The following is a 19489-nucleotide window of genomic DNA, read 5'->3' as shown; positions in this document are numbered from 1 at the left end:
CACTTCGTGATCGCCTTCGGCGACCCTTGACAGACCGACCCGCCCCGGAAAGCCGAAAGACTGCCGGGAAACCCCCAAAGAAACGGCACGGTCCATGGTTGGAGGGACGGGTCTCTCAGCGATGAGCGAGGGGCCGGGGGCCGGCCCGCCGGGCATCCGGGCCCTCAGATGCCCGGTTCCCGGGTCGCGGGCGCGGCTACCCGCACGAGAGGTTGATCTGGGCAGCCTGCGGAGGCTCCAGGCGCAGCAGATCGCTACGCGCTCCTCCCTGCTTGGCGTCCGACGACCGCCTTGGGCTGATACCTGCACCAGAGGACGAAAAGAGCAGCCCAGGAAGCCGGCAGGCGCGTCAGATTGCTACGCGCTTCTCCCGTCTCGGCGACCGGCAGTCGTCTTGGGCTGGTCAGGGGCGGGTTCGACGTTGCTGGCGGCGGTGGTGAACTCACGGCCAGAGGCGCCACGGATGTAGGCCAACTCCACCCAGCGCTCATAGGCGGCGGAATCCGAGACGTTCTCGTTGACGACGGCCATCAGCACCCCTTCAGTACCGGACGCGACGTCGCGGACACGACGGCGGAGCAGGCGGTGGGGGATGTACTCGCACCTCTCACTCATCGGGTGCTCCCCCGAACGCGCCCACCACCGAGAATCGGCAGCCGTCGCTCGTATCCCTCGCCAAAAACACGGCGGGCCCGGCTGTGCTCCTCCGAGCACACGACGGCCAGGGCCGCCACCAGCTCCTCCAGTGAGGCGAATCGGTCCGGCGGAGTCAGCACGACCCCACCCCCGACCGCTCGTTCCTTTACGTCCATCAGAACCTCCTAGGTCACCGACGGACTCAGCCTGCTCCTCACGTATGGACGTATATCCCCTTATCCAAGGACGGTTGGACCGTTCCACGCTATGTTCCGGAGAACGCCCAAATGTCCAGTGGAGGGCTCTTGAACACACACTTGAGTTCAGCTATGGCCGACGCCGGCGTGAGACCACATCAGCTGGCTGATCGAGTGGGGGTGTCCGGGAAAACGGTCACCCGCTGGTTAGCGGATCCCTCGCTGGTGCCGCATGCTCGAAACCGTGCAGATGTGGCTCGGGTGTTGGGAGTTGAAGAGCGCATGATCTGGCCCAAAGCCGTGACCAGCCGCGTGAAGGTCGGACAGGACAAGGAGTTGGTGCACTCCTACCCCTACCGCTCCGCCTGCCCATCCACGACATGGGCGAAGCTGGTCGCTGAGACGACCACCGACATGCTGCTGTCCGGGTACACGAACTATTTCTTCTGGACCATGATCCCCGACTTCGCCGGCGTCATCAGGAAGAAGGTCGGGAGCGGATGTCGGGTCCGCTTCCTCGTGGGAGACCCGAACGGTGAAGCCACCCGACAGCGCGAGGCGATCGAGAACGCGGCTCTGACCGTCTCCACACGCATCCGCATGACCCTCGAACAGTTGGACCGGCTCGGCCCACTGAACGGGTTGGAAGTACGCGTCAGCTCCCCGGAAGACGCCACGAACCACGTCGGGCTCAGCGTGTTCCGCTTCGACTCCGACGTCCTCGTCACACCCCACCTGGCTCGCGTCATTGGGCATGATTCGCCCATGTTCCATCTGCGCCGACAGAGCAAGGAGGGCATGTTCGACCGCTTCACCGACCACGCTGAGGAACTGTGGGAACGAGGCACGCCGTACACGTTTGACCAGCCCAAGCCAGCCGCCGGCCGCTGACACCGGAGAATCGCGTAGCAGTCTGCTGCGCCCGTGGCGCCACCGCATCGACGCGATCGTCGCCCATCACCCCTGGACAGACCGGTCGGGCCAGTGTCTGGCACCCCGCCCGGAGTACGTCTGGTGGCCGGCGCCTGCGCGGTCACCTAGCGTGCGGAGGAGGTGACCGCTACGCCGGAGGGCCTGCTGTGGAGACACGTGTCGATGAGATCGCCGACGGCATCTACCGGATCTCGACGTTCTTCCCCGAAATCGCAGAGCCTGCCGGGTTCACCGTCAACCAGTTCCTCGTCAAGGGTGAGGAGCCGCTGCTGTTCCACACCGGGATGAAGCACCTCTTTCCTGTCGTCTCCGAGGCGGTCAACCGAGTGGTCCCGGTGAATCGGCTGCGCTGGATCACCTTCGGCCATGTCGAGGCCGACGAGTGCGGCGCCATGAACGAGTTCCTCGCCGCCGCGCCGCACGCCGAGGTGGCACACGGCCTGCTCGGCTGCCAGGTTTCCCTCAACGACCTCGCCGATCGGCCGCCGCGCCCAATGGCGCACGGTGAGACGCTCGACCTGGGCGGAAAGCAGGTTCGCCGCCGCGTCCGAAACCTCAACACCCCGCACGTGCCGCACAACTGGGAGGCCCGGGTCCTGTTCGAGGAGACCACGGGCACGCTGTTCTGCGGCGACCTGTTCACCCAGGTGGGCGGCCAGGCCGCCTTCATCGAGGACGGCCTGGTGGAACGCGCTCTCGAGGCCGAAACGGCATTCCGCCAGATCTCCTGTCTGACCGCAGCCGTGACAACCCTGCGTTCCCTCGCTGGCCTCAAGCCGCGCACGCTGGCGGTCATGCACGGCTCGTCGTACCAGGGGGACGGTGCCGCCGCACTGCACGCGCTGGCCGACGCCCTGGAGGAGCGGTTCAGCCCGGAGACCGAGTTCGCCGGGATGCCGAGCGTGCTCGCAGGCGAGTAGGCTCCGCCGCAGTGACTCCACGAATGCCAACGCCCGGCCATGCGGGCAGGCGATGCACGTAGCGATCTGACGCTCCCCTGCGCCTACCTCTCTGATCAGCATGTGGTGCGGGTATCAGCCCAAGACGGCCGCCGGCCGCCGAAACGTGAGAAGCGCGTAGCGATCTGACGCGCCCGTGGGCTTCCTGGCTGCTCTGTTCGTCCTCTCGTGCAGGTATCAACCCAAGGCGGTCGCCGGACGCTGAGACGAGAGGAGCGCGTAGCGATCTGGCGCGCCTGGAGGGTCCGCAGGTCGCTCTGATCGACCTCTCGTGCGGGTAGTCGCGCACCCGGCCCGGGATCTCGACTTCTGAGGGCCCGGATGCCCGGCGGGCCGGCCCCCGGCCCCTCGCTCATCGCTGAGAGACCCGTCCATTCCCCTTGGACCGTGCCGTTCTTTTGGGGGTTTCCCGGCAGTCTTTCGGCTTTCCGGGGCGGGTCGGTCTGTCAAGGGTGGAGCGAAGCGACATCGCGAAGCGACGCGACGAAGGAGCGCCCTTGACAGGCCGGCACGACACGGAAGGACGATGGGACTGACGGGAAACCCCCATACCTTCTCTGAGACGGGCCAAGGGGATACCGCCCCCGGCCCCCGGCCCGCAGGCAAGGGGGCGGGTGGGCAAACACCGCTCGACCCCGGGGGGTCGAGGGGGAGATAGCGGGCCCGGGCCGTGAGCCCCGTCAGCAGGACTTGTGCCACGCGTCCAGGTCCAGCTTCTTTTGCAGGGAGCTGAGTTGCAGGCGCCTCGACTGTTGGCAGAAGCGGGTCGTCGGGAGTTCGTACTCCGCGTGGAAGACCGCCTTGCCCGCCTTGGTGAAGGGGGTCAGGGTCTCGCACTCGTCGTACTGGGCGCACTGTTCGTTGACCGCGAAGTCGTAGTCGCCGACCAGCTGCGGGATCTGGTCGAGGTCGTTCTTCAGGCCGACGGCCATGCCACGGTCGTGGGCGAGCTTCGCGATGAGGCGGTTGTACGTCAGCTGGTCGTCGGCGGTCAGGGGGAAGCCCGAGTCGTTGCGGTAGGCGTCCATGTTGTCGGGTTCGACCGCGTCGAAGCCCTTGTCGCGGCACATGTCGAAGCGTTTCGCCATCAGCGGTTCGAGGTCGGCCGTGCGGCGGATGTCGAGCCAGCGTTCGCCCTTCCAGCCGTTGCCCTTGCCGAGGAGCGGGTCGGGGAAGTCGGCCGCGTCCGGGCGGAAGTCCTCCCAGGCTCCGGTGGAGATGTAGCAGATGGTTCGGCGGCCGTCCTGCCTAAGTTTCGCGACCTCCTCCTTCGTCGTGTTGAACCCGTCGACGTCGTACACCGGCACGTCCACCGAGGTGTCCAGCTTGCCGGTGAGCTGCCACTGCCAGGGAGTGCCGGGGCGGGGTTGCCAGCGTTCCCCCGGCTTCTGGGCGGGCCAGGAGGGGGTGGGGGTCGGGTTCTCGCCGTCGTCGTCGGGCTCCGCGGTGCAGGCCGCTGCCGCCAGGAGTAGCAGGGCGGCGGCCGCCGCGGTGGCGAAACGCTTCATCCGGCTGCCTCCAGGGCGTACGGCAGAGTCCCCCACGGGTGGGCCCCCGTGCCGGGGACCGCGCAGTGCACCCCGGCGTGGCGTTCGGCGGCGAGTTCGGCGGCGGGGGCGTCCGGCGGGACGGCGTACACGAGGTGGCAGAACCGTCGGGCGGGGTGGTCGGCGGTCCACGGGGGCGGGGCGGCGGCCTGGTCGCGGTAGGCGTCCCAGGGGCCTTCGAAGGTGACGAGGAGGTCGGCGAGCCGGAGGTACCCGGGGTGGGGGTGGACTCCGTGGTTCAGGACGAGGGTACGGGCCCCGGCCGCGCGTGCGGCGACGGCGAGCCGGCCGTAGTGCGGGAGGAGTTCCGGGTCGGCGGCGGCCTGGTCGAGGAAGGCGCCGTCGGCCCCGTACCAGTCGCGGTGGCGCAGCAGGTCCTGGACGACGGCTGCGTGCGGGCGCCGCCCGTAGTCGGTGTCGGTGTAGCCGAGGACGGGTACGCCGGCGTCGCGGAGCCGGGCGGCGACGGCGGCGAACCGTTCGTCGGGGGCCCGGCCGGGCCCGCTGTCGGGGTTGAGCACCACCGAGTGCAGTTGTCCGGCGGAGCGGATGAGCCGTTCCCATTCCTCGGGCCGGTCGGCGGGGTGCTCGTAGAGCGGCACCAGCAGCATGGGGTTCCTTCGATTCGTCACGTCAGCGGTGTGCCGTGGCGCGGCCGAGGAGCAGGCAGACCAGGACGGCCAGGGCGGCCGCCGCGGTGCCGGCCACCGCCAGCTGGACCAGGCGGGGTTGTCCGATCCCGGCGAGCAGGGCGAGGCTCTGGGCGAAGGCCGCGCCGGAGCAGACCACGGCGGCGGGGCGGACCGCGCCGAAGGACTGCAGGAGCAGCCCGGTCCACATCACGGTGCCGAGCAGCAGCAGGGTGGCGATGCGGAGTCCGGTGAGGCCGGGGGCGTGCGGCCACAGCAGGGTGCCGGTGACGCCGAGGACGAGCAGCACCGCCAGGTACAGGGCGAGGCAGCGGGTCAGGGTGACGAGCATCCGGCGCCGGAACGCGCCGGATGAGCGGGCCGCCCGCAGCCCGGCGAGGCTGCCGCTGCGGAAGCGGTGGAGGAGCCATTCGGCGGGGCCCATGCTGAGGGTGAGGGCCACCGCGGAGGGTGCGGCGACGGCTTCGGCGGGGCCGCCGCTGAGCACCTCCCCCAGCGCGGCGTACAGCACGAGCAGGCCGGTGCCGAGGCCGAACACCCCGTAGGGCGCGGAGTCCCCGATGCGGGGTCCGCGCCGGGTGCGCTCCTCCTCGGCGCCGCGCAGCATCCGCCAGCGCACGGGGCCGCCTTCGCCCGGGCGGCGTTCCGCCCAGCGGTGGATCCTGCGCACCCCGGCCCGTACGCCCTGGGCGACCGGCAGCTCCCGCAGGGCGAGGGTGCAGGCGGCCAGCAGGGACACGAGGAGCAGGGTGACGCGTACGGGCACGGGCGGGTCGGTGAACAGGGAGAGGACCGCGCCGGCGGCCATGGGGCCGAGTGCGGCGAGCAGCAGCCGTTCGCGGCCCAGTACCAGGAGCACGGTGGCGGCGCCGACGTAGAGGGCCTGGCCTGCGGCGAAGGCGTACGAGAACGGCGGGCCGCCGGGGACGGCGAAGGCGGCGGCGGTGCCGAGGAGGGCTCCGGCGGGGGCTCCGACGAGGAGGGTGCGTCCGGCGGCGGCCCGGTCGCCGAGGCCGAGCCAGGAGTAGGCGCGGTGGGAGAGGCTCTGGTCCCAGACCCAGCCGATGAGGGCGCCGGCGAGCAGGGTGAGGGTGCCGGCGGGCAGTCCGAGCCGGTCGGGGGGGCCTTCGAGGAGGGGCGCGCCGAGGACGTAGGCGAGGCCGGGCAGGGCGAAGATCAGGCCGCGCAGCAGGCAGGCGGTGAGGGAGACCTTCCAGGGGTCGGGGAGCCGGTCGGGTTCGGGGAAGGAGCGGGGGACGCGGGCGTAGAGCTCTTCGGCGAGGGCGAAGGAGTCCTGGCGGCCGTAGGTGAGGCGGATGTGTTCGTCGGTCATCCCGTCGGATTCGAGGATGGCGGCGATCTCGTCGGGGTGGACGGCCGCGCCGGCGAACGCGCCGAGGCGGTCGGCGAGTTCGTCCATGGGGTCGGCGGCCGGGGCCCCGGGCCCGCCGGGGCGGGGCCGGGGGAGGTGGGGCAGGGTGTCGGTGCGTCCGGCGGGGGCCGGGCGGCCGACGTGGACCCAGGTGCCTTCGGGGCCGGGGGGCTTGAGCCAGAGGGATCCGCTCACCACATGCTCCCGTCGGCCGCGAGTTCCTTGTTCCAGGGGTCCTTGGACCAGGGGTCGGCGAGCCGCCGGGTCCAGTCGCCGTCGGTGCGGACGGGCGGGAGGTTCTGGCCCGGGCGGGTCTGGTCGGCGAGTTCGCGGTAGATGTGCCGGAAGCCGTCCACGGACTGGTGGAGGGTGAACTTCTCGACGACCCGTCGGCGGGACATCCGGCCGAGTTCGGCGCGGCGTTCGTCGTCGCGGAGGAGGGCGAGGGTGGCGCGGGCCATGGTCTCGGGTTCGCGGGGCGGGACGACGAGGCCGGTGTCGCCGACGGCTTCGCGGACGCCTCCGACGTCGGTGGAGACGGTGGTGCGGCCGCAGGACATGGCTTCGATGATGCTGAAGGGGAAGCCTTCGCTGATGCTGGAGAGCATGACGACGGAGCCGGCGGCGTAGGCCTTGGCGACCTGGTCGATTCGGCCCTCGTAGGTGATGCCGTCGGTGACGCCGAGTTCGGCGGCGAGTTTCTCCAGGCGGAGCTTGTAGTCCTCGCAGCCGGCCGGGACGGGTCCGAAGAGGCGCAGGCGCAGGGCGGGGAGCTCCTCGCGCATGAACGCGTAGGCGCGGATCAGGGTTTCGAGGTCCTTGATCGGGTCGATGCGGCCGCACCAGCTGAGGGTGGGGACGTCCGGTTCGGGGCCGGCTTCGGGGAAGGCGTGCGGGTCGACGCCGTTGTAGACGGTGCGGATGCGTTCGGAGTCGGCGCCTCCGCGTTCTTCCCAGCGGCGGTTGTACTGGTTGCAGGGGGTGATCAGGTCGGCCTGCCGGTAGCCCTCGGAGTTGAGCTCGCGGTAGAAGCCCAGCATGAGGGCCTTGACGGGCCAGCGCTGGGCGGCGGTGCGGTAGCCGAGGTAGCGCTCGCGCAGGTAGATGCCGTGCTCGGTGAGGAGGAAGGGCACTCCGTCGAGGCGTTTGGCGGCGAGGGCGGGGAGGGTGGCGAGGCCGCTGCTGACGGCGTGGGCGACGCTGTCGGGCGGGATCCGTACCGCGAGCGGGCGCAGGGCGTGTTCCAGCAGGTCGGTGGCGGTGAGCGCGTCGTGGACGGTGGGTTCGGCGGCGGCGGTGACCAGGCCGGGGCGGGTCCATACGGTCATCAGCAGGCGCAGTACCGCTTCGGAGCGCAGGGCGGGGGCGAGGCGGCCGGCGCGGGCGAGGCGGGCGAGTTCGCCCAGGGCCTCGGAGAAGCCCCCGTGGGTGGGGTCGATGAGGGAGAGCAGGAAGGTTTCGTACGTTTCGGTGAAGCGGCGGCGGGCCTTGCCGCGCAGGGCCGTGCGGCGGGTGCGGGCGGGCGGCGGGCCCCAGAGCGGGACGGCGGTGTGCCGGTAGACGTTGCGCGGCAGCTCCCAGGTGACCGGCTCGCGTCCGGAGCCGGTGAGGGCTATGACGTTGAAGTCGACCTCCGGCATGCCGCGTACCAGCTGGTCGCACCAGGTGCTGACGCCGCCGTGGACGTGCGGGTAGGTGCCTTCGGTGAGCATGGTGACATGACGCCCATGGCTCATGTGGTGTGTCCCCCCAGGACGGAAAAGGGGCCGGCGCCCGTGGTGCGCGCGTGGAGCGCCGGCTCTGGGTGTTACGTGTGCCGCGGGTCGTCCGGGGGCGGTACGGGCAGTACGGCCGGGACGGGTCGCGCGGGTGGTTCGGGTGCCGCGGGCGGGTCAGAGGAGCTTGAGGGTGACCTGCGACTGGAGCACCTCGGGGGCCGTCCACGCGGAGCGGGTGCCGGCGTAGGCGGTGCCGAAGTCGGCGGTGCCGAGGAGCAGCTGCTTCTTGGTGCCGTTCGGGGCGGTGACCGGGGCGGCGATTCCGGAGGGGGCCTTGACGACGACGTCCTTGCCGATCTTGTAGGCGGTCACCTTGCCGTCGGCGAGGGCCTTGTTCCAGGCGGCGCGGCGCTGGAGCTCGACGCCGGTGTCCTTCATGCTCTGGTTGACGATCGGCGCGCTGGGCGCGTAGAGGGCGCGGTAGGTGTCGAGGACCTGGTTGAGCACCGGGTAGAGGGTGCGGTCCTCGGCGAGGTTGGACTGGTGGACGTAGTGCGGCCGGGGGTCGTTGGCCAGGACGTGGCGCATGGCGGTGCGCGCTTCGGCCGGGACGATGTAGTCGAGGTAGCCGGTGCTGGTGTTCAGCGGGGCCGGCAGGCAGGTGGAGGTCGCCGGGTTGTCCTCGCAGATGCCGCTGCCGCCGTCGGCGCGGCTGGTGTAGATCCAGTTGTACTCGTCGGCCATCTCCGCGTTGGTGCCCGTGTTGTAGTACACGTTCATCGGGTGGCGGGGGACGGTCAAGGTGGCGCCGACGGCCCGCTGGTCGGGTTCGCGGGAGTTGTCGCTGCCGGCCCACTTGACCCCGTTGTCGGCGAGGGCGCCGGCCAGGTTGGGGTTGTCCTGCGGCTGCTGCGGGAGGGTCTTGAGGCCGGAGTGCTCGCCGGTGACCAGCTCGGAGCGGTCGAGGGTGATGCCCTTGGACGCCGCCCAGTTGTTGTTGTCGCGGATCTGGGCGGAGATCTCGGCGCGGCTCATCCAGTTGGTGGCGCCCTGGGCGTTCTTGGTGCAGGTCCAGGGGCTGGCGCTGGTGTCCTGGACGCAGCCGAGGAACGGGTGCGTGTAGGTGTGGTTCATCCAGCGGAACTTGGCCCGGTCGGCGACGAGCTGGGCGGTCAGCGCGTCGGTGCCGCCGTTCTCGGCCTTCCACTCCTCGCCGGCGCCCGCGTTGAAGAGCATGTCCAGCTTGAAGTTCTTGGACGTCTGCCACTGCGCCGCGTACTGGGCGTCGGCGGCGGTCATCCGGATGGTGCTCTCCTTGCCCTCGCCGCCCGCGCAGGCGTAGTCGCCGGGGGTGCAGTTGAGCTCCTTGCTCCAGCGGGCGTCGGGGGCGAAGACGTCGTCGACGTGGACGGCGAAGTAGCTGCGTTCCTGGCCGAGGTGGACGCCCTGGGTGAGCCATTCGACGATGCCCCGGGCCAGCAGCCGGAACTGCTGCTGGTACTGGTTGTAGCCGAAGGTGACGACGAGTTCGCTGCGTCCGTCGTGGGTGTACTCGCCGACGAGGGAGGCGCGGCCGCCGGTGACGGGGGCGTCGAGGTAGCTGGTGTAGCCGGTGCGGGGCTTGCCCATGAAGCCGTAGCTCTCCGGGACCATGGCGGAGTTGTCCTCGAAGGCGACCTGACCGCCGAGGTAGCCGAAGGGGCCCGCCTTGCCGGCGGCGGTGACGGCGGCCTGGGTGCCGTCGAGCTGGCCGCTGTAGCCGCCGTTGTCGGTGTATTCGAGTCCGACCCCCGGGTGGGCCCAGGTGTAGGCGTCGACCTGGCGGATCCCGTACGTCGTCTCGTACGCGGTGAGCGCCGCCATCTCGGCGGAGCCTTCGCCGAAGGGGTTCTCGTTGGGCAGGACGACGCCCTGGTACTTGGCCCGGGGCCGGCCGTCGACGGTGTCGGCGAGGAACGCGGCGTTGATGACGGGCCGGCCGGCACTGGCGAGGTCGACCCGGGTGTAGGGGACCCCGGTGTCCTTGAGCTGCGCGGTGATCGCGCCGACGGAGCTGCCGCCGTCGTCGACGACGAGGACCTTCAGGTCGATGCGCGGTGTCGCGTCCGCTGCCTCGGCGGTCGCGGCGGGTACTGCCACGGACATCAGGGCTGCCGCCGCCATCGCCGCGGCGGCCCTGTTCATCCGGTTCTTGTTGACCATTTCGGCCTTCCCCCCGCAGGCATCCCTCGACGACGGCCCATGGCGGACGGCCGGGCCGGGGAGGCACTGTGGAAATCATGCAAAAGGACCCCACGTCCCCTTGCGAGAGTGATGCGAGTCTCTCGGACCCCGTCAGCTCTAAAGGGCAAACCTGGAGCAGAGTCCACAGATGGGTGAACCTGATGGCGCGTTGATCGAACAACTTGACAAACCTTGTAGTGGCGTACGGGCGACTACCTGCGCGTAGGCTCGTTTCCGGCGGCCGCCGGGCCCGAATACGATCGCTGCGGAGCGGCCGGTGACCCCGACGCGACCCAAGCGCCCACTAACACAAACGGAAGCGAGACTTCACCACCGTGACTGCTCTGACTCTCAGCACTGCCGGCGCTGCGACGCTGCGCGCCGACGCCCTCGTGGTCGGCGTGGCGAAGGGCCCGAAGGGCCTCGTCGTGGCCGCCGGCGCCGAGGCCGTGGACAAGGCGTTCGACGGAAAGCTCGCCGCCGTGCTCGACTCGCTCGGCGCCACGGGCGCCGAGGGCGAGACCACCAAGCTGCCCGCGCCGGCCGGCCTCAAGGCCCCGGTCGTGCTGGCGGTCGGCCTGGGTACGGCGCCTGAGCAGGACGAGTCCTTCGACGAGGAGGCCCTGCGCCGCGCCGCCGGCGCCGCCGCCCGCGCCCTGCACGGCTCGAAGAAGGCCGCGTTCGCCCTCCCCCTGGACGACGCCTCCGCCGTCACCGCCGTCGCCGAGGGCGCGCTGCTCGGCGCGTACGCCTTCACCGCCTACCAGGGCGGCGAGAAGAAGGCCTCGAAGAACGGCGGCCCCAAGCAGCCGCTGGCCGAGGTGGCCCTGCTCGGCGCCAAGCCGCGCGACAAGGAGCACAAGGCCGCCGCCGAGCGCGCCGTCGTCGTCGCCACCGAGGTCAACGTCGCCCGCGACCTGATCAACACCCCGCCGAACGACCTCACCCCCGAGGCCTTCGCCGCCGTCGCCTCCGCGACCGCGAAGGAGAACGGCGTCAAGGTCCAGGTCCTGGACGAGAAGGCCCTGGTCAAGGGCGGCTACGGCGGCATCATGGGCGTCGGCAAGGGCTCCGAGAACGCGCCGCGCCTGGTGAAGCTCTCCTACACCCACGCCAAGGCGGAGAAGACCCTCGCCTTCGTCGGCAAGGGCATCACCTACGACTCGGGCGGCATCTCCCTGAAGCCGGCCGGCCACAACGAGACGATGAAGTGCGACATGGCCGGCGCCGCCGCCGTCTTCGCCGCCGTCATCGCCGCCGCCAAGCTGGGCCTCCAGGTCAACGTCACCGGCTGGCTCGCGCTCGCCGAGAACATGCCCTCCGGCTCCGCCACCAAGCCGGGCGACGTGCTGCGCATGTACAGCGGCAAGACCGTCGAGGTCCTGAACACGGACGCCGAGGGCCGCCTAGTCCTGGGCGACGCCCTGACCAAGGCCTCCGAGGACAACCCGGACGCGATCGTCGACGTGGCCACCCTCACGGGTGCCATGGTCCTGGCGCTCGGCGACCGCACCTTCGGGATCATGGCCAACGACGACGCCTTCCGCACCTCGATCCACGAGATCGCGGAAGAGGTCGGCGAGGCCTCCTGGCCGATGCCGCTCCCCGAGGACCTGCGCAAGACCATGGACTCCCCCACCGCCGACATCGCCAACATGGGCGTGCGGATGGGCGGCGGCCTGGTGGCCGGCCTCTTCCTCCAGGAGTTCGTCGGCGAGGGCATCACCTGGGCGCACCTGGACATCGCGGGCCCCGCCTTCCACGAGGGCGCCCCGTACGGCTACACCCCCAAGGGCGGCACCGGCTCCGCCGTGCGCACCCTGGTGCGGCTGGCCGAGCGCACCGCCACGGGCGACCTGGGCTGACGCCCCGGACCCCGTCGCGCGGGCGTACACGTACCACCTCGTGAGACGCCCGCTGTGACACGCGACGCGCCCCGGGACCCCTATCGAGGTCTCGGGGCGCGTTCGCTCTGGAAGAAACGTCGAGGATCAGTAGGTTTCTACGCACGGGTAACCCTGATCTCGGGCGGAACGACGGTCCACACCCGGGGCCCGGCGTCCCGCGTTCCCCCGACAAATGCGAAGATGGGTTCTCGGCAGGACAGGGCCCCCACCACAGGGCCGAAGAAACAAGCGGCCGATTACCAGCCGCCGCCCGGTCACAGAGGACCGGTGCCCGGCGCACATGCATGGAGGACGTGACGTGGCGAACGACGCCAGCACCGTTTTCGACCTAGTGATCCTCGGCGGTGGCAGTGGCGGTTACGCCGCGGCTCTCCGCGCATCCCAGCTGGGTCTCGACGTTGCGCTGATCGAGAAGAACAAGCTCGGCGGCACCTGCCTGCACAACGGCTGCATCCCCACGAAGGCTCTGCTGCACGCCGGTGAGATCGCCGACCAGGCACGCGAGGCCGGACAGTTCGGTATCAAGGCCTCTTTCGAGGGCGTTGACATCGCCGGTGTGCACAAGTACAAGGACGAGGTCATCTCGGGCCTGTACAAGGGCCTGCAGGGCCTGGTCGCCTCCCGCAAGGTGACCTACATCGAGGGTGAGGGCCGCCTGTCCTCCCCGACCTCCGTCGACGTCAACGGCCAGCGCATCCAGGGCCGCCACGTCCTGCTGGCGACCGGCTCCGTGCCGAAGTCGCTGCCGGGCCTGACCATCGACGGCAACCGGATCATCTCCTCGGACCACGCGCTGGTCCTGGACCGCGTGCCCCAGTCCGCGATCATCCTGGGCGGCGGCGTCATCGGCGTCGAGTTCGCCTCGGCGTGGAAGTCCTTCGGCACCGACGTCACCGTCATCGAGGGCCTCAAGCACCTCGTCCCGGTCGAGGACGAGAACAGCTCCAAGATCCTGGAGCGCGCGTTCCGCAAGCGCGGCATCAAGTTCAACCTGGGCACCTTCTTCCAGTCGGCCGAGTACACCGAGACCGGTGTCAAGGTCACGCTGGCCGACGGCAAGACCTTCGAGGCCGAGGTGCTGCTGGTCGCCATCGGCCGCGGCCCGGTCTCCCAGGGCCTGGGCTACGAGGAGCAGGGCGTCGCGATGGACCGCGGCTACGTCCTGGTCGACGAGTACATGCAGACCAACGTGCCGACCATCTCGGCCGTGGGCGACCTCGTCCCCACCCTGCAGCTCGCGCACGTCGGCTTCGCCGAGGGCATCCTCGTCGCGGAGCGCCTGGCCTGCCTGAAGGCCGTGCCGATCGACTACGACGGTGTCCCGCGCGTCACGTACTGCCACCCCGAGGTCGCCTCGGTCGGCATCACCGAGGCCAAGGCCAAGGAGATCTACGGCGCGGACAAGGTCGTCGCCCTGAAGTACAACCTGGCGGGCAACGGCAAGAGCAAGATCCTGAAGACCGCGGGCGAGATCAAGCTCGTCCAGGTCAAGGACGGTGCCGTGGTCGGCGTCCACATGGTCGGTGACCGGATGGGCGAGCAGGTCGGCGAAGCCCAGCTGATCTACAACTGGGAGGCCCTGCCGGCCGAGGTCGCGCAGCTCATCCACGCGCACCCGACCCAGAACGAGGCCCTCGGCGAGGCCCACCTGGCCCTGGCCGGCAAGCCGCTGCACGCACACGACTAATCGTCACGGGCGCGACGACCACTTCCGCACTTTCGTTAGGAGCAACTGAAACCATGTCGGTTTCCGTAACCCTTCCGGCGCTCGGCGAGAGCGTCACCGAGGGCACTGTCACCCGTTGGCTCAAGGCCGAGGGCGAGCGCGTCGAGGCCGACGAGCCGCTGCTCGAGGTCTCGACCGACAAGGTCGACACCGAGATCCCCTCCCCCGTCTCCGGCATCCTGGCCTCCATCAAGGTCGCCGAGGACGAGACCGTCGAGGTCGGCGCCGAGCTGGCCGTCATCGACGACGGCTCCGGCGCCCCGGCCGCCGCTGCCGCCCCGGCCGCCGCCGAGGCCCCCGCGGCCCCGGCCGCTCCGGCCCCCGTCGCCGAGGCCCCGGCCGCCCCCGCACCGGCCGAGACCCCGGCTCCGGCCGCCGCTCCGGCGGGCGCCGCCTCCGGCACCGACGTCGTGCTGCCCGCGCTGGGCGAGTCGGTCACCGAGGGCACCGTCACCCGCTGGCTGAAGGAGGTCGGCGAGTCCGTCGAGGCCGACGAGCCGCTGCTCGAGGTCTCCACGGACAAGGTCGACACCGAGATCCCCGCGCCGGTCTCCGGCACCCTGCTGGAGATCCTGGTCGCCGAGGACGAGACCGCCGAGGTCGGCGCCCGTCTCGCCGTCATCGGTGTCGCGGGCGCGGCTCCGGCCGCCGCCCCGGCAGCTGCCGCTCCGGCTCCGGCCGCCCCGGCCGCTCCGGCCGCCGCCCCGGCTCCGGTCGTGGCCGCCCCGGCCGCCGCCGCCCCGGCTCCGGTCGCCCCGGCCGCCCCCGTGGCCGCCCCGGCTCCGGTCGTGGCCGCCCCGGCCGCCGCCGCCCCGGCTCCGGTCGCCCCGGCCGCCCCCGCCGCCGTCTCCGGCGACGAGGGCGCGTACGTGACCCCGCTGGTGCGCAAGCTCGCCTCGGAGTCCGGCGTCAACCTGTCGACGGTCACGGGCACCGGTGTCGGTGGCCGCATCCGCAAGCAGGACGTCCTGGCCGCCGCCGAGGCCGCCAAGGCCGCCGCCGCTGCCCCGGCTCCGGCCGCCGCCGCTGCCGCCCCGGCCGCCAAGGCTCCGGCCGCGGTGTCCGAGCTGCGCGGTCAGACGGTCAAGATGACCCGCATGCGCAAGGTCATCGGCGACAACATGATGAAGGCCCTGCACTCGCAGGCGCAGCTCAGCTCCGTGGTCGAGGTGGACATCACCAAGATCATGAAGCTGCGCGAGAAGGCCAAGGCCGGCTTCCTCGCCCGCGAGGGCGTCAAGCTGTCCCCGATGCCGTTCTTCGTCAAGGCCGCTGCCCAGGCGCTGAAGGCCCACGCGGTCGTCAACGCCCGGATCAACGAGGACGAGGGCACCATCACCTACTTCGACTCGGAGAACATCGGCATCGCCGTGGACTCCGAGAAGGGCCTGATGACCCCGGTCATCAAGGGTGCCGGTGACCTCAACCTGGCGGGCATCTCCAAGGCGACCGCCGACCTGGCCGGCAAGGTCCGCGGCAACAAGATCACCCCGGACGAGCTGTCCGGCGCGACCTTCACCATCAGCAACACCGGCTCGCGCGGTGCGCTGTTCGACACGGTGATCGTTCCGCCGAACCAGGTCGCGATCCTGGGCATCGGTGCCACGGTCAAGCGCCCCGTGGTCATCGAGACCGAGGAGGGCACCGTCATCGGCGTCCGCGACATGACGTACCTGACCCTGTCCTACGACCACCGCCTGGTGGACGGCGCGGACGCGGCCCGGTACCTCACCGCCGTCAAGGCGATCCTCGAGGCCGGCGAGTTCGAGGTCGAGCTCGGCCTGTAAGGCCCTGCGCACAGCCCCGGCTGTCGCTTGCGGCGCCCCCGTCCGGATTCGTCCGGGCGGGGGCGCCGTCGTTGTGCCGCCGCTGCGCCGCCGTTGTAACGAGCCTCACCCTGCGTCCCTGACCACGAACGCATCGGAGCAGGCCACGACGGCCGTATTGTCTACGCATCAGGCCCCGCGTGTCCGCACACACAGGAGTTGAACCCCGATGATCACCCCACCCGTCGTGCACTCGCTGCGCGAGCAGATCCGCGAGCACATCGTGGAGGGGATCGTCAGCGGCCGCTGGAAGCCCGGCGAGCGGATCGTCGAGCGCCGGATCGCCGTGGAGCTGGAGGTCAGCCAGACGCCCGTGCGCGAGGCGCTGCGCGAGCTGGAGACGCTGCGGCTGATCGAGTCCGCGCCGAACAAGGGCGTCCGCGTACGGAACCTCTCGGCGGCCGACCTGGAGGAGATCTACCCGGTCCGGGCCGGTCTGGAGCAGATCGCGGCCGAGCTGGCCGCCCCGAAGCTGGCGGCCGACTGCTCGGCCCTGGAACCGCACGTGGAGGCCCTGTGGGAGGCCGACCGGGTCCAGGACGGCACGGCGCAGGTGCGGCACACGGTGGGCTTCCACCGGGAGATGGTGCGGGCGGCCGGGAACAGCGTGCTGCTGCACACCTGGGAGAGCCTGGGCATCGAGGTCTTCACGGCCCTGTCCATCCGGTGGCTGGGAACCGTCCAGAAGTCCTACGCCGAGGAGCACGAAGCCCTCGTCGCGGCGTTCCGCAGTCAGGACCCCGATATCGGTGTCCTGGTGAAGCGGCATGTGCTCGGCTGCGCCCCGCGCAGCGCCTGACCGCTTCCGTACCCCATCTGACCTGGGGATTTTAGCGATCCTCCAGTGGATCCCAGCTCCGGTGGCATGTACTGATGAAACCGGCACCGGGTGCCTGCGTACATGGCACCGGGTGCCGACTTTCGTCCCACCGTCGATTATTCGTCACTTTTATTTGATCGATCATCGATCAGGGATTTACAGTCACTGCGGGCCCCAACCGGGTCCACCGACCCTGTCCTGCCCGTCAGGGTTTTCTTCACCACCTCCTCTCCTTTGTCCGGAAGGCGGCGCACACCGATGTCCGACCCCGTAGGAAAGCTTCCGAGCGAGCTCGACCAGCTCCCGGACCGCGACACCGAAGAGACCGCCGAATGGGCGGCCTCTCTCGACGCCGTCGCCAAGGCCGCCGGTACGCGCCGCGCCGAATACCTGCTCCGCCGCACCCTCCAGCACGCCGAGGCCGCCGGCCTCGCCCTGCCGAAGCTGCTGGAGACGGACTACGTCAACACCATCCCCACCTCCGCCGAGCCGGCCTTCCCCGGTGACGAGGAGATGGAAGCCAAGATCACCGCCTGGAACCGCTGGAACGCGGCCGCCATGGTGACCCGCGGCTCCAAGTACGGCGTCGGCGGCCACATCGCCACCTTCGCCTCCGCCGCGTGGCTGTACGAGACCGGCTTCCAGCACTTCTTCCGCGGGAAGGAGGCCGACGGATCCGGCGACCAGCTCTACATCCAGGGCCACGCCTCCCCCGGCATCTACGCCCGCGCCTTCCTCGACGGGCGCATCTCCGAGCAGCAGCTCGACAACTTCCGCCAGGAGTCCGGCGGCAACGGCCTGCCGTCCTACCCGCACCCGCGGCGCCTGCCGTGGCTGTGGGAGTTCCCCACGGTCTCCATGGGCCTCGGCCCGCTCTCCGCGATCTACCAGGCGCGCTTCAACCGCTACCTGGAGAACCGCAGGATCAAGGACACCTCCAACTCGCACGTCTGGGCCTTCCTCGGCGACGGCGAGATGGACGAGCCCGAGTCGACCGCCGCCCTGGCCCTGGCCTCCCGCGAGCAGCTCGACAACCTGACGTTCGTCATCAACTGCAACCTGCAGCGCCTCGACGGCCCGGTCCGCGCGAACTTCCGCGTGGTCCAGGAGCTGGAGGCCCAGTTCCGCGGCGCCGGCTGGAACGTCATCAAGACCCTGTGGGGCACCGCCTGGGACGAGCTGTTCCAGCTCGACACCACGGGCGCCCTGGTACGCCGCCTGCGCGAGGTACCGGACGCGCAGTTCCAGACGTACGCGACCCGCGACGTGGCCTACATCCGCCAGCACTTCTTCGGCGCCAACGCCGAGCTCGTCGCCCTCGGCGCCCTGCTCTCCGACGCGAAGATCGCCGAGTGCTTCCACACCTCCCGCGGCGGCCACGAGCCCCGCAAGGTGTACGCCGCGTACAAGGCCGCCCTGGAGCACAAGGGTGCTCCGACGGTCATCCTCGCGCAGACCGTCAAGGGCTACACGCTGGGCTCCGGGTTCGAGTCGAAGAACGCGAACCACCAGATGAAGAAGCTGACGATCGACGAGTTCAAGGACATGCGCGACCTCCTTGGCCTCCCGATCCCGGACAGCGCCTTCGCCGACGGCAAGGTCCCGTACGGCCACCCGGGCGCCAACAGCCCCGAGGTGCAGTACCTGAACGAGCGCCGCGCGGCCCTCGGCGGCCCCGCCCCGGCCCGCAAGGTCCACCAGGTGGCCCTGCCGGCTCCGGCCGACCGCTCCTTCGCCCCGCTCATCAAGGGTTCCGGCAAGCAGGAGATGGCCACCACCATGGCCTTCGTCCGCCTCGTCAAGGACCTGATGCGGGACAAGGAGACCGGCAAGCGCTGGGTGCCGATCGTCCCCGACGAGGCCCGTACCTTCGGTATGGAGTCCCTCTTCCCGTCGGCCGGCATCTACTCGCCGCTGGGCCAGACGTACGAGCCGGTCGACCGCGACCAGCTGATGTACTACAAGGAGGCCAAGGACGGCCAGATCCTCAACGAGGGGATCACCGAGGCCGGCGCCATGGCCGACTTCATCGCCGCCTGCACGTCGTACGCGACGCACGGCGAGCCGATGATCCCGTTCTACATCTTCTACTCGATGTTCGGCTGGCAGCGCACCGCCGACCAGATGTGGCAGCTCGCCGACCAGCTCGGCAAGGGCTTCATCGTCGGCGCCACGGCCGGCCGCACCACGCTGACCGGTGAGGGCCTCCAGCACGCCGACGGCCACTCGCACCTGATCGCGTCCACGAACCCGGCGTCGCTCAACTACGACCCGGCCTTCGCGTACGAGATCGCGGTGATCGTCAAGGACGGTCTGCGCCGGATGTACGGCGAGCAGCCCGAGGACGTCTTCTACTACCTGACGGTCTACAACGAGCCGAAGGTGCAGCCCGCGATGCCCGAGGGCGTCGAGGAAGGCATCCTCAAGGGCCTGTACCGCTTCAACGAGGCCTCCTCGCTGGAGTCCGCCCCGGCCGCCGACGCCCCGAAGATCCAGCTCATGGCCTCGGGCACGGCGATCCACTGGGTCCTGGAGGCGCAGCAGCTGCTGGCCGCCGACTGGAACGTGGCCGCCGACGTCTGGTCCGCCACCTCGTGGGGCGAGCTGCGCCGCGACGCGCTGGAGTGCGACGAGGCGCTGCTGCGCGGCGAGGAGCGCACCCCGTACGTGACCCGCGTGCTGGAGGGCGCCCCGGGCCCGGTCCTGGCGGTCTCCGACTGGATGCGCCAGGTCCCGGACCAGATCAGCCAGTGGGTCCCGCAGGACTACACCTCGCTGGGTACGGACGGCTTCGGTCTGTCCGACACCCGTGAGGGCGCCCGCCGCCACTTCGGTGTCGACGCCCAGTCGATCGTGGTGGCCTCGCTGGCCCAGCTCGCCCGCCGCGGCGAGGTACCGGCGTCCGCCGTCAAGGAGGCCCGGGAGCGCTACGGCCTGTAGCCCCGGCCCCGTCCGAGCGTGAGGCGGCCCGTCCC

General features: G+C 70.6%; 13 protein-coding genes. 7 read left to right on the top strand and 6 right to left on the bottom strand.

Annotated elements, in window-relative coordinates:
* Positions 1-357 precede the first annotated feature (357 nt).
* Entirely contained in the window at positions 358-615 is a 258-nt protein-coding gene (locus AC07A6_RS36375) for a hypothetical protein (RefSeq protein WP_478779974.1), read from the bottom strand.
* A gap of 350 nt (positions 616-965) precedes the next feature.
* Here AC07A6_RS36375 and AC07A6_RS36370 point away from each other — a divergent pair, with 350 nt between their 5' ends.
* Positions 966-1724, top strand: a complete 759-nt coding sequence (locus AC07A6_RS36370) for an XRE family transcriptional regulator (protein WP_478779973.1) — start codon at positions 966-968, stop codon at positions 1722-1724.
* 188 nt (positions 1725-1912) lie between these two features.
* Entirely contained in the window at positions 1913-2686 is a 774-nt protein-coding gene (locus AC07A6_RS36365; protein WP_478779972.1) for an oxygen-binding di-iron domain-containing protein, read from the top strand.
* Positions 2687-3405: 719 nt separating this feature from the next.
* On the opposite strand, the gene AC07A6_RS36360 is transcribed toward AC07A6_RS36365, so the two are convergent.
* The 5 genes from AC07A6_RS36360 to AC07A6_RS36340 form a co-directional block, all read right to left on the bottom strand.
* Positions 3406-4233, bottom strand: coding sequence for an endo alpha-1,4 polygalactosaminidase (locus tag AC07A6_RS36360; protein ID WP_478779971.1), 828 nt, complete (start codon positions 4231-4233; stop codon positions 3406-3408).
* Positions 4230-4883, bottom strand: coding sequence for a spherulation-specific family 4 protein (locus AC07A6_RS36355; RefSeq protein ID WP_362470335.1), 654 nt, complete (start codon positions 4881-4883; stop codon positions 4230-4232). Before AC07A6_RS36355 ends, AC07A6_RS36360 begins: the two co-directional genes overlap by 4 nt.
* 22 nt (positions 4884-4905) lie before the next feature.
* A complete protein-coding gene (locus AC07A6_RS36350) occupies positions 4906-6489 on the bottom strand; it encodes a hypothetical protein (protein WP_478779970.1) in 1584 nt (527 codons plus the stop codon).
* Positions 6486-8030 (bottom strand): GT4 family glycosyltransferase PelF, encoded by a 1545-nt coding sequence (gene pelF, locus AC07A6_RS36345; protein WP_478779969.1) that lies wholly within the window; start codon positions 8028-8030, stop codon positions 6486-6488. Before pelF ends, AC07A6_RS36350 begins: the two co-directional genes overlap by 4 nt.
* A 156-nt stretch (positions 8031-8186) precedes the next feature.
* The gene (locus tag AC07A6_RS36340) at positions 8187-10214 is read right to left on the bottom strand and encodes a hypothetical protein (protein ID WP_478779968.1); all 2028 of its coding nucleotides are present in this window, start codon (positions 10212-10214) and stop codon (positions 8187-8189) included.
* Between the two features lie 356 nt (positions 10215-10570).
* Between AC07A6_RS36340 and AC07A6_RS36335 the strand changes: the two genes are divergently transcribed.
* From AC07A6_RS36335 to aceE, 5 genes are all read left to right on the top strand, one after another.
* Complete coding sequence (locus tag AC07A6_RS36335) at positions 10571-12100, top strand: leucyl aminopeptidase (RefSeq protein WP_386275332.1); 1530 nt, start codon at positions 10571-10573, stop codon at positions 12098-12100.
* A 340-nt stretch (positions 12101-12440) separates the two neighbouring features.
* Positions 12441-13829: a dihydrolipoyl dehydrogenase gene (gene lpdA, locus AC07A6_RS36330; RefSeq protein WP_478779967.1), complete on the top strand. Its 1389-nt coding sequence runs from the start codon at positions 12441-12443 to the stop codon at positions 13827-13829.
* Positions 13830-13882: 53 nt separating this feature from the next.
* Entirely contained in the window at positions 13883-15655 is a 1773-nt protein-coding gene (gene sucB / locus AC07A6_RS36325; RefSeq protein ID WP_478779966.1) for a 2-oxoglutarate dehydrogenase, E2 component, dihydrolipoamide succinyltransferase, read from the top strand.
* A gap of 211 nt (positions 15656-15866) precedes the next feature.
* Positions 15867-16493: a GntR family transcriptional regulator gene (locus AC07A6_RS36320; RefSeq protein WP_042803220.1), complete on the top strand. Its 627-nt coding sequence runs from the start codon at positions 15867-15869 to the stop codon at positions 16491-16493.
* 279 nt (positions 16494-16772) lie between these two features.
* Positions 16773-19454: a pyruvate dehydrogenase (acetyl-transferring), homodimeric type gene (aceE, locus tag AC07A6_RS36315; RefSeq protein ID WP_362470310.1), complete on the top strand. Its 2682-nt coding sequence runs from the start codon at positions 16773-16775 to the stop codon at positions 19452-19454.
* Positions 19455-19489: the final 35 nt, after the last annotated feature.

The organism is Streptomyces sp. NPDC044002, assembly GCF_056434525.1.
Note: the sequence above shows the minus strand (reverse complement) of the source record. Positions and strands in the feature narration are given on the sequence as shown.

Bases quoted from the DNA above. Each gene is read 5' to 3' on its own strand.
- AC07A6_RS36375 (WP_478779974.1), bottom strand. From the start codon at position 615: ATGAGTGAGAGGTGCGAGTACATCCCCCACCGCCTGCTCCGCCGTCGT.
- AC07A6_RS36370 (WP_478779973.1), top strand. From the start codon at position 966: ATGGCCGACGCCGGCGTGAGACCACATCAGCTGGCTGATCGAGTGGGG.
- AC07A6_RS36360 (WP_478779971.1), bottom strand. From the start codon at position 4,233: ATGAAGCGTTTCGCCACCGCGGCGGCCGCCGCCCTGCTACTCCTGGCG.
- AC07A6_RS36355 (WP_362470335.1), bottom strand. From the start codon at position 4,883: ATGCTGCTGGTGCCGCTCTACGAGCACCCCGCCGACCGGCCCGAGGAA.
- pelF (WP_478779969.1), bottom strand. From the start codon at position 8,030: ATGAGCCATGGGCGTCATGTCACCATGCTCACCGAAGGCACCTACCCG.
- AC07A6_RS36340 (WP_478779968.1), bottom strand. From the start codon at position 10,214: ATGGTCAACAAGAACCGGATGAACAGGGCCGCCGCGGCGATGGCGGCG.
- sucB (WP_478779966.1), top strand. From the start codon at position 13,883: ATGTCGGTTTCCGTAACCCTTCCGGCGCTCGGCGAGAGCGTCACCGAG.
- aceE (WP_362470310.1), top strand. From the start codon at position 16,773: ATGTCCGACCCCGTAGGAAAGCTTCCGAGCGAGCTCGACCAGCTCCCG.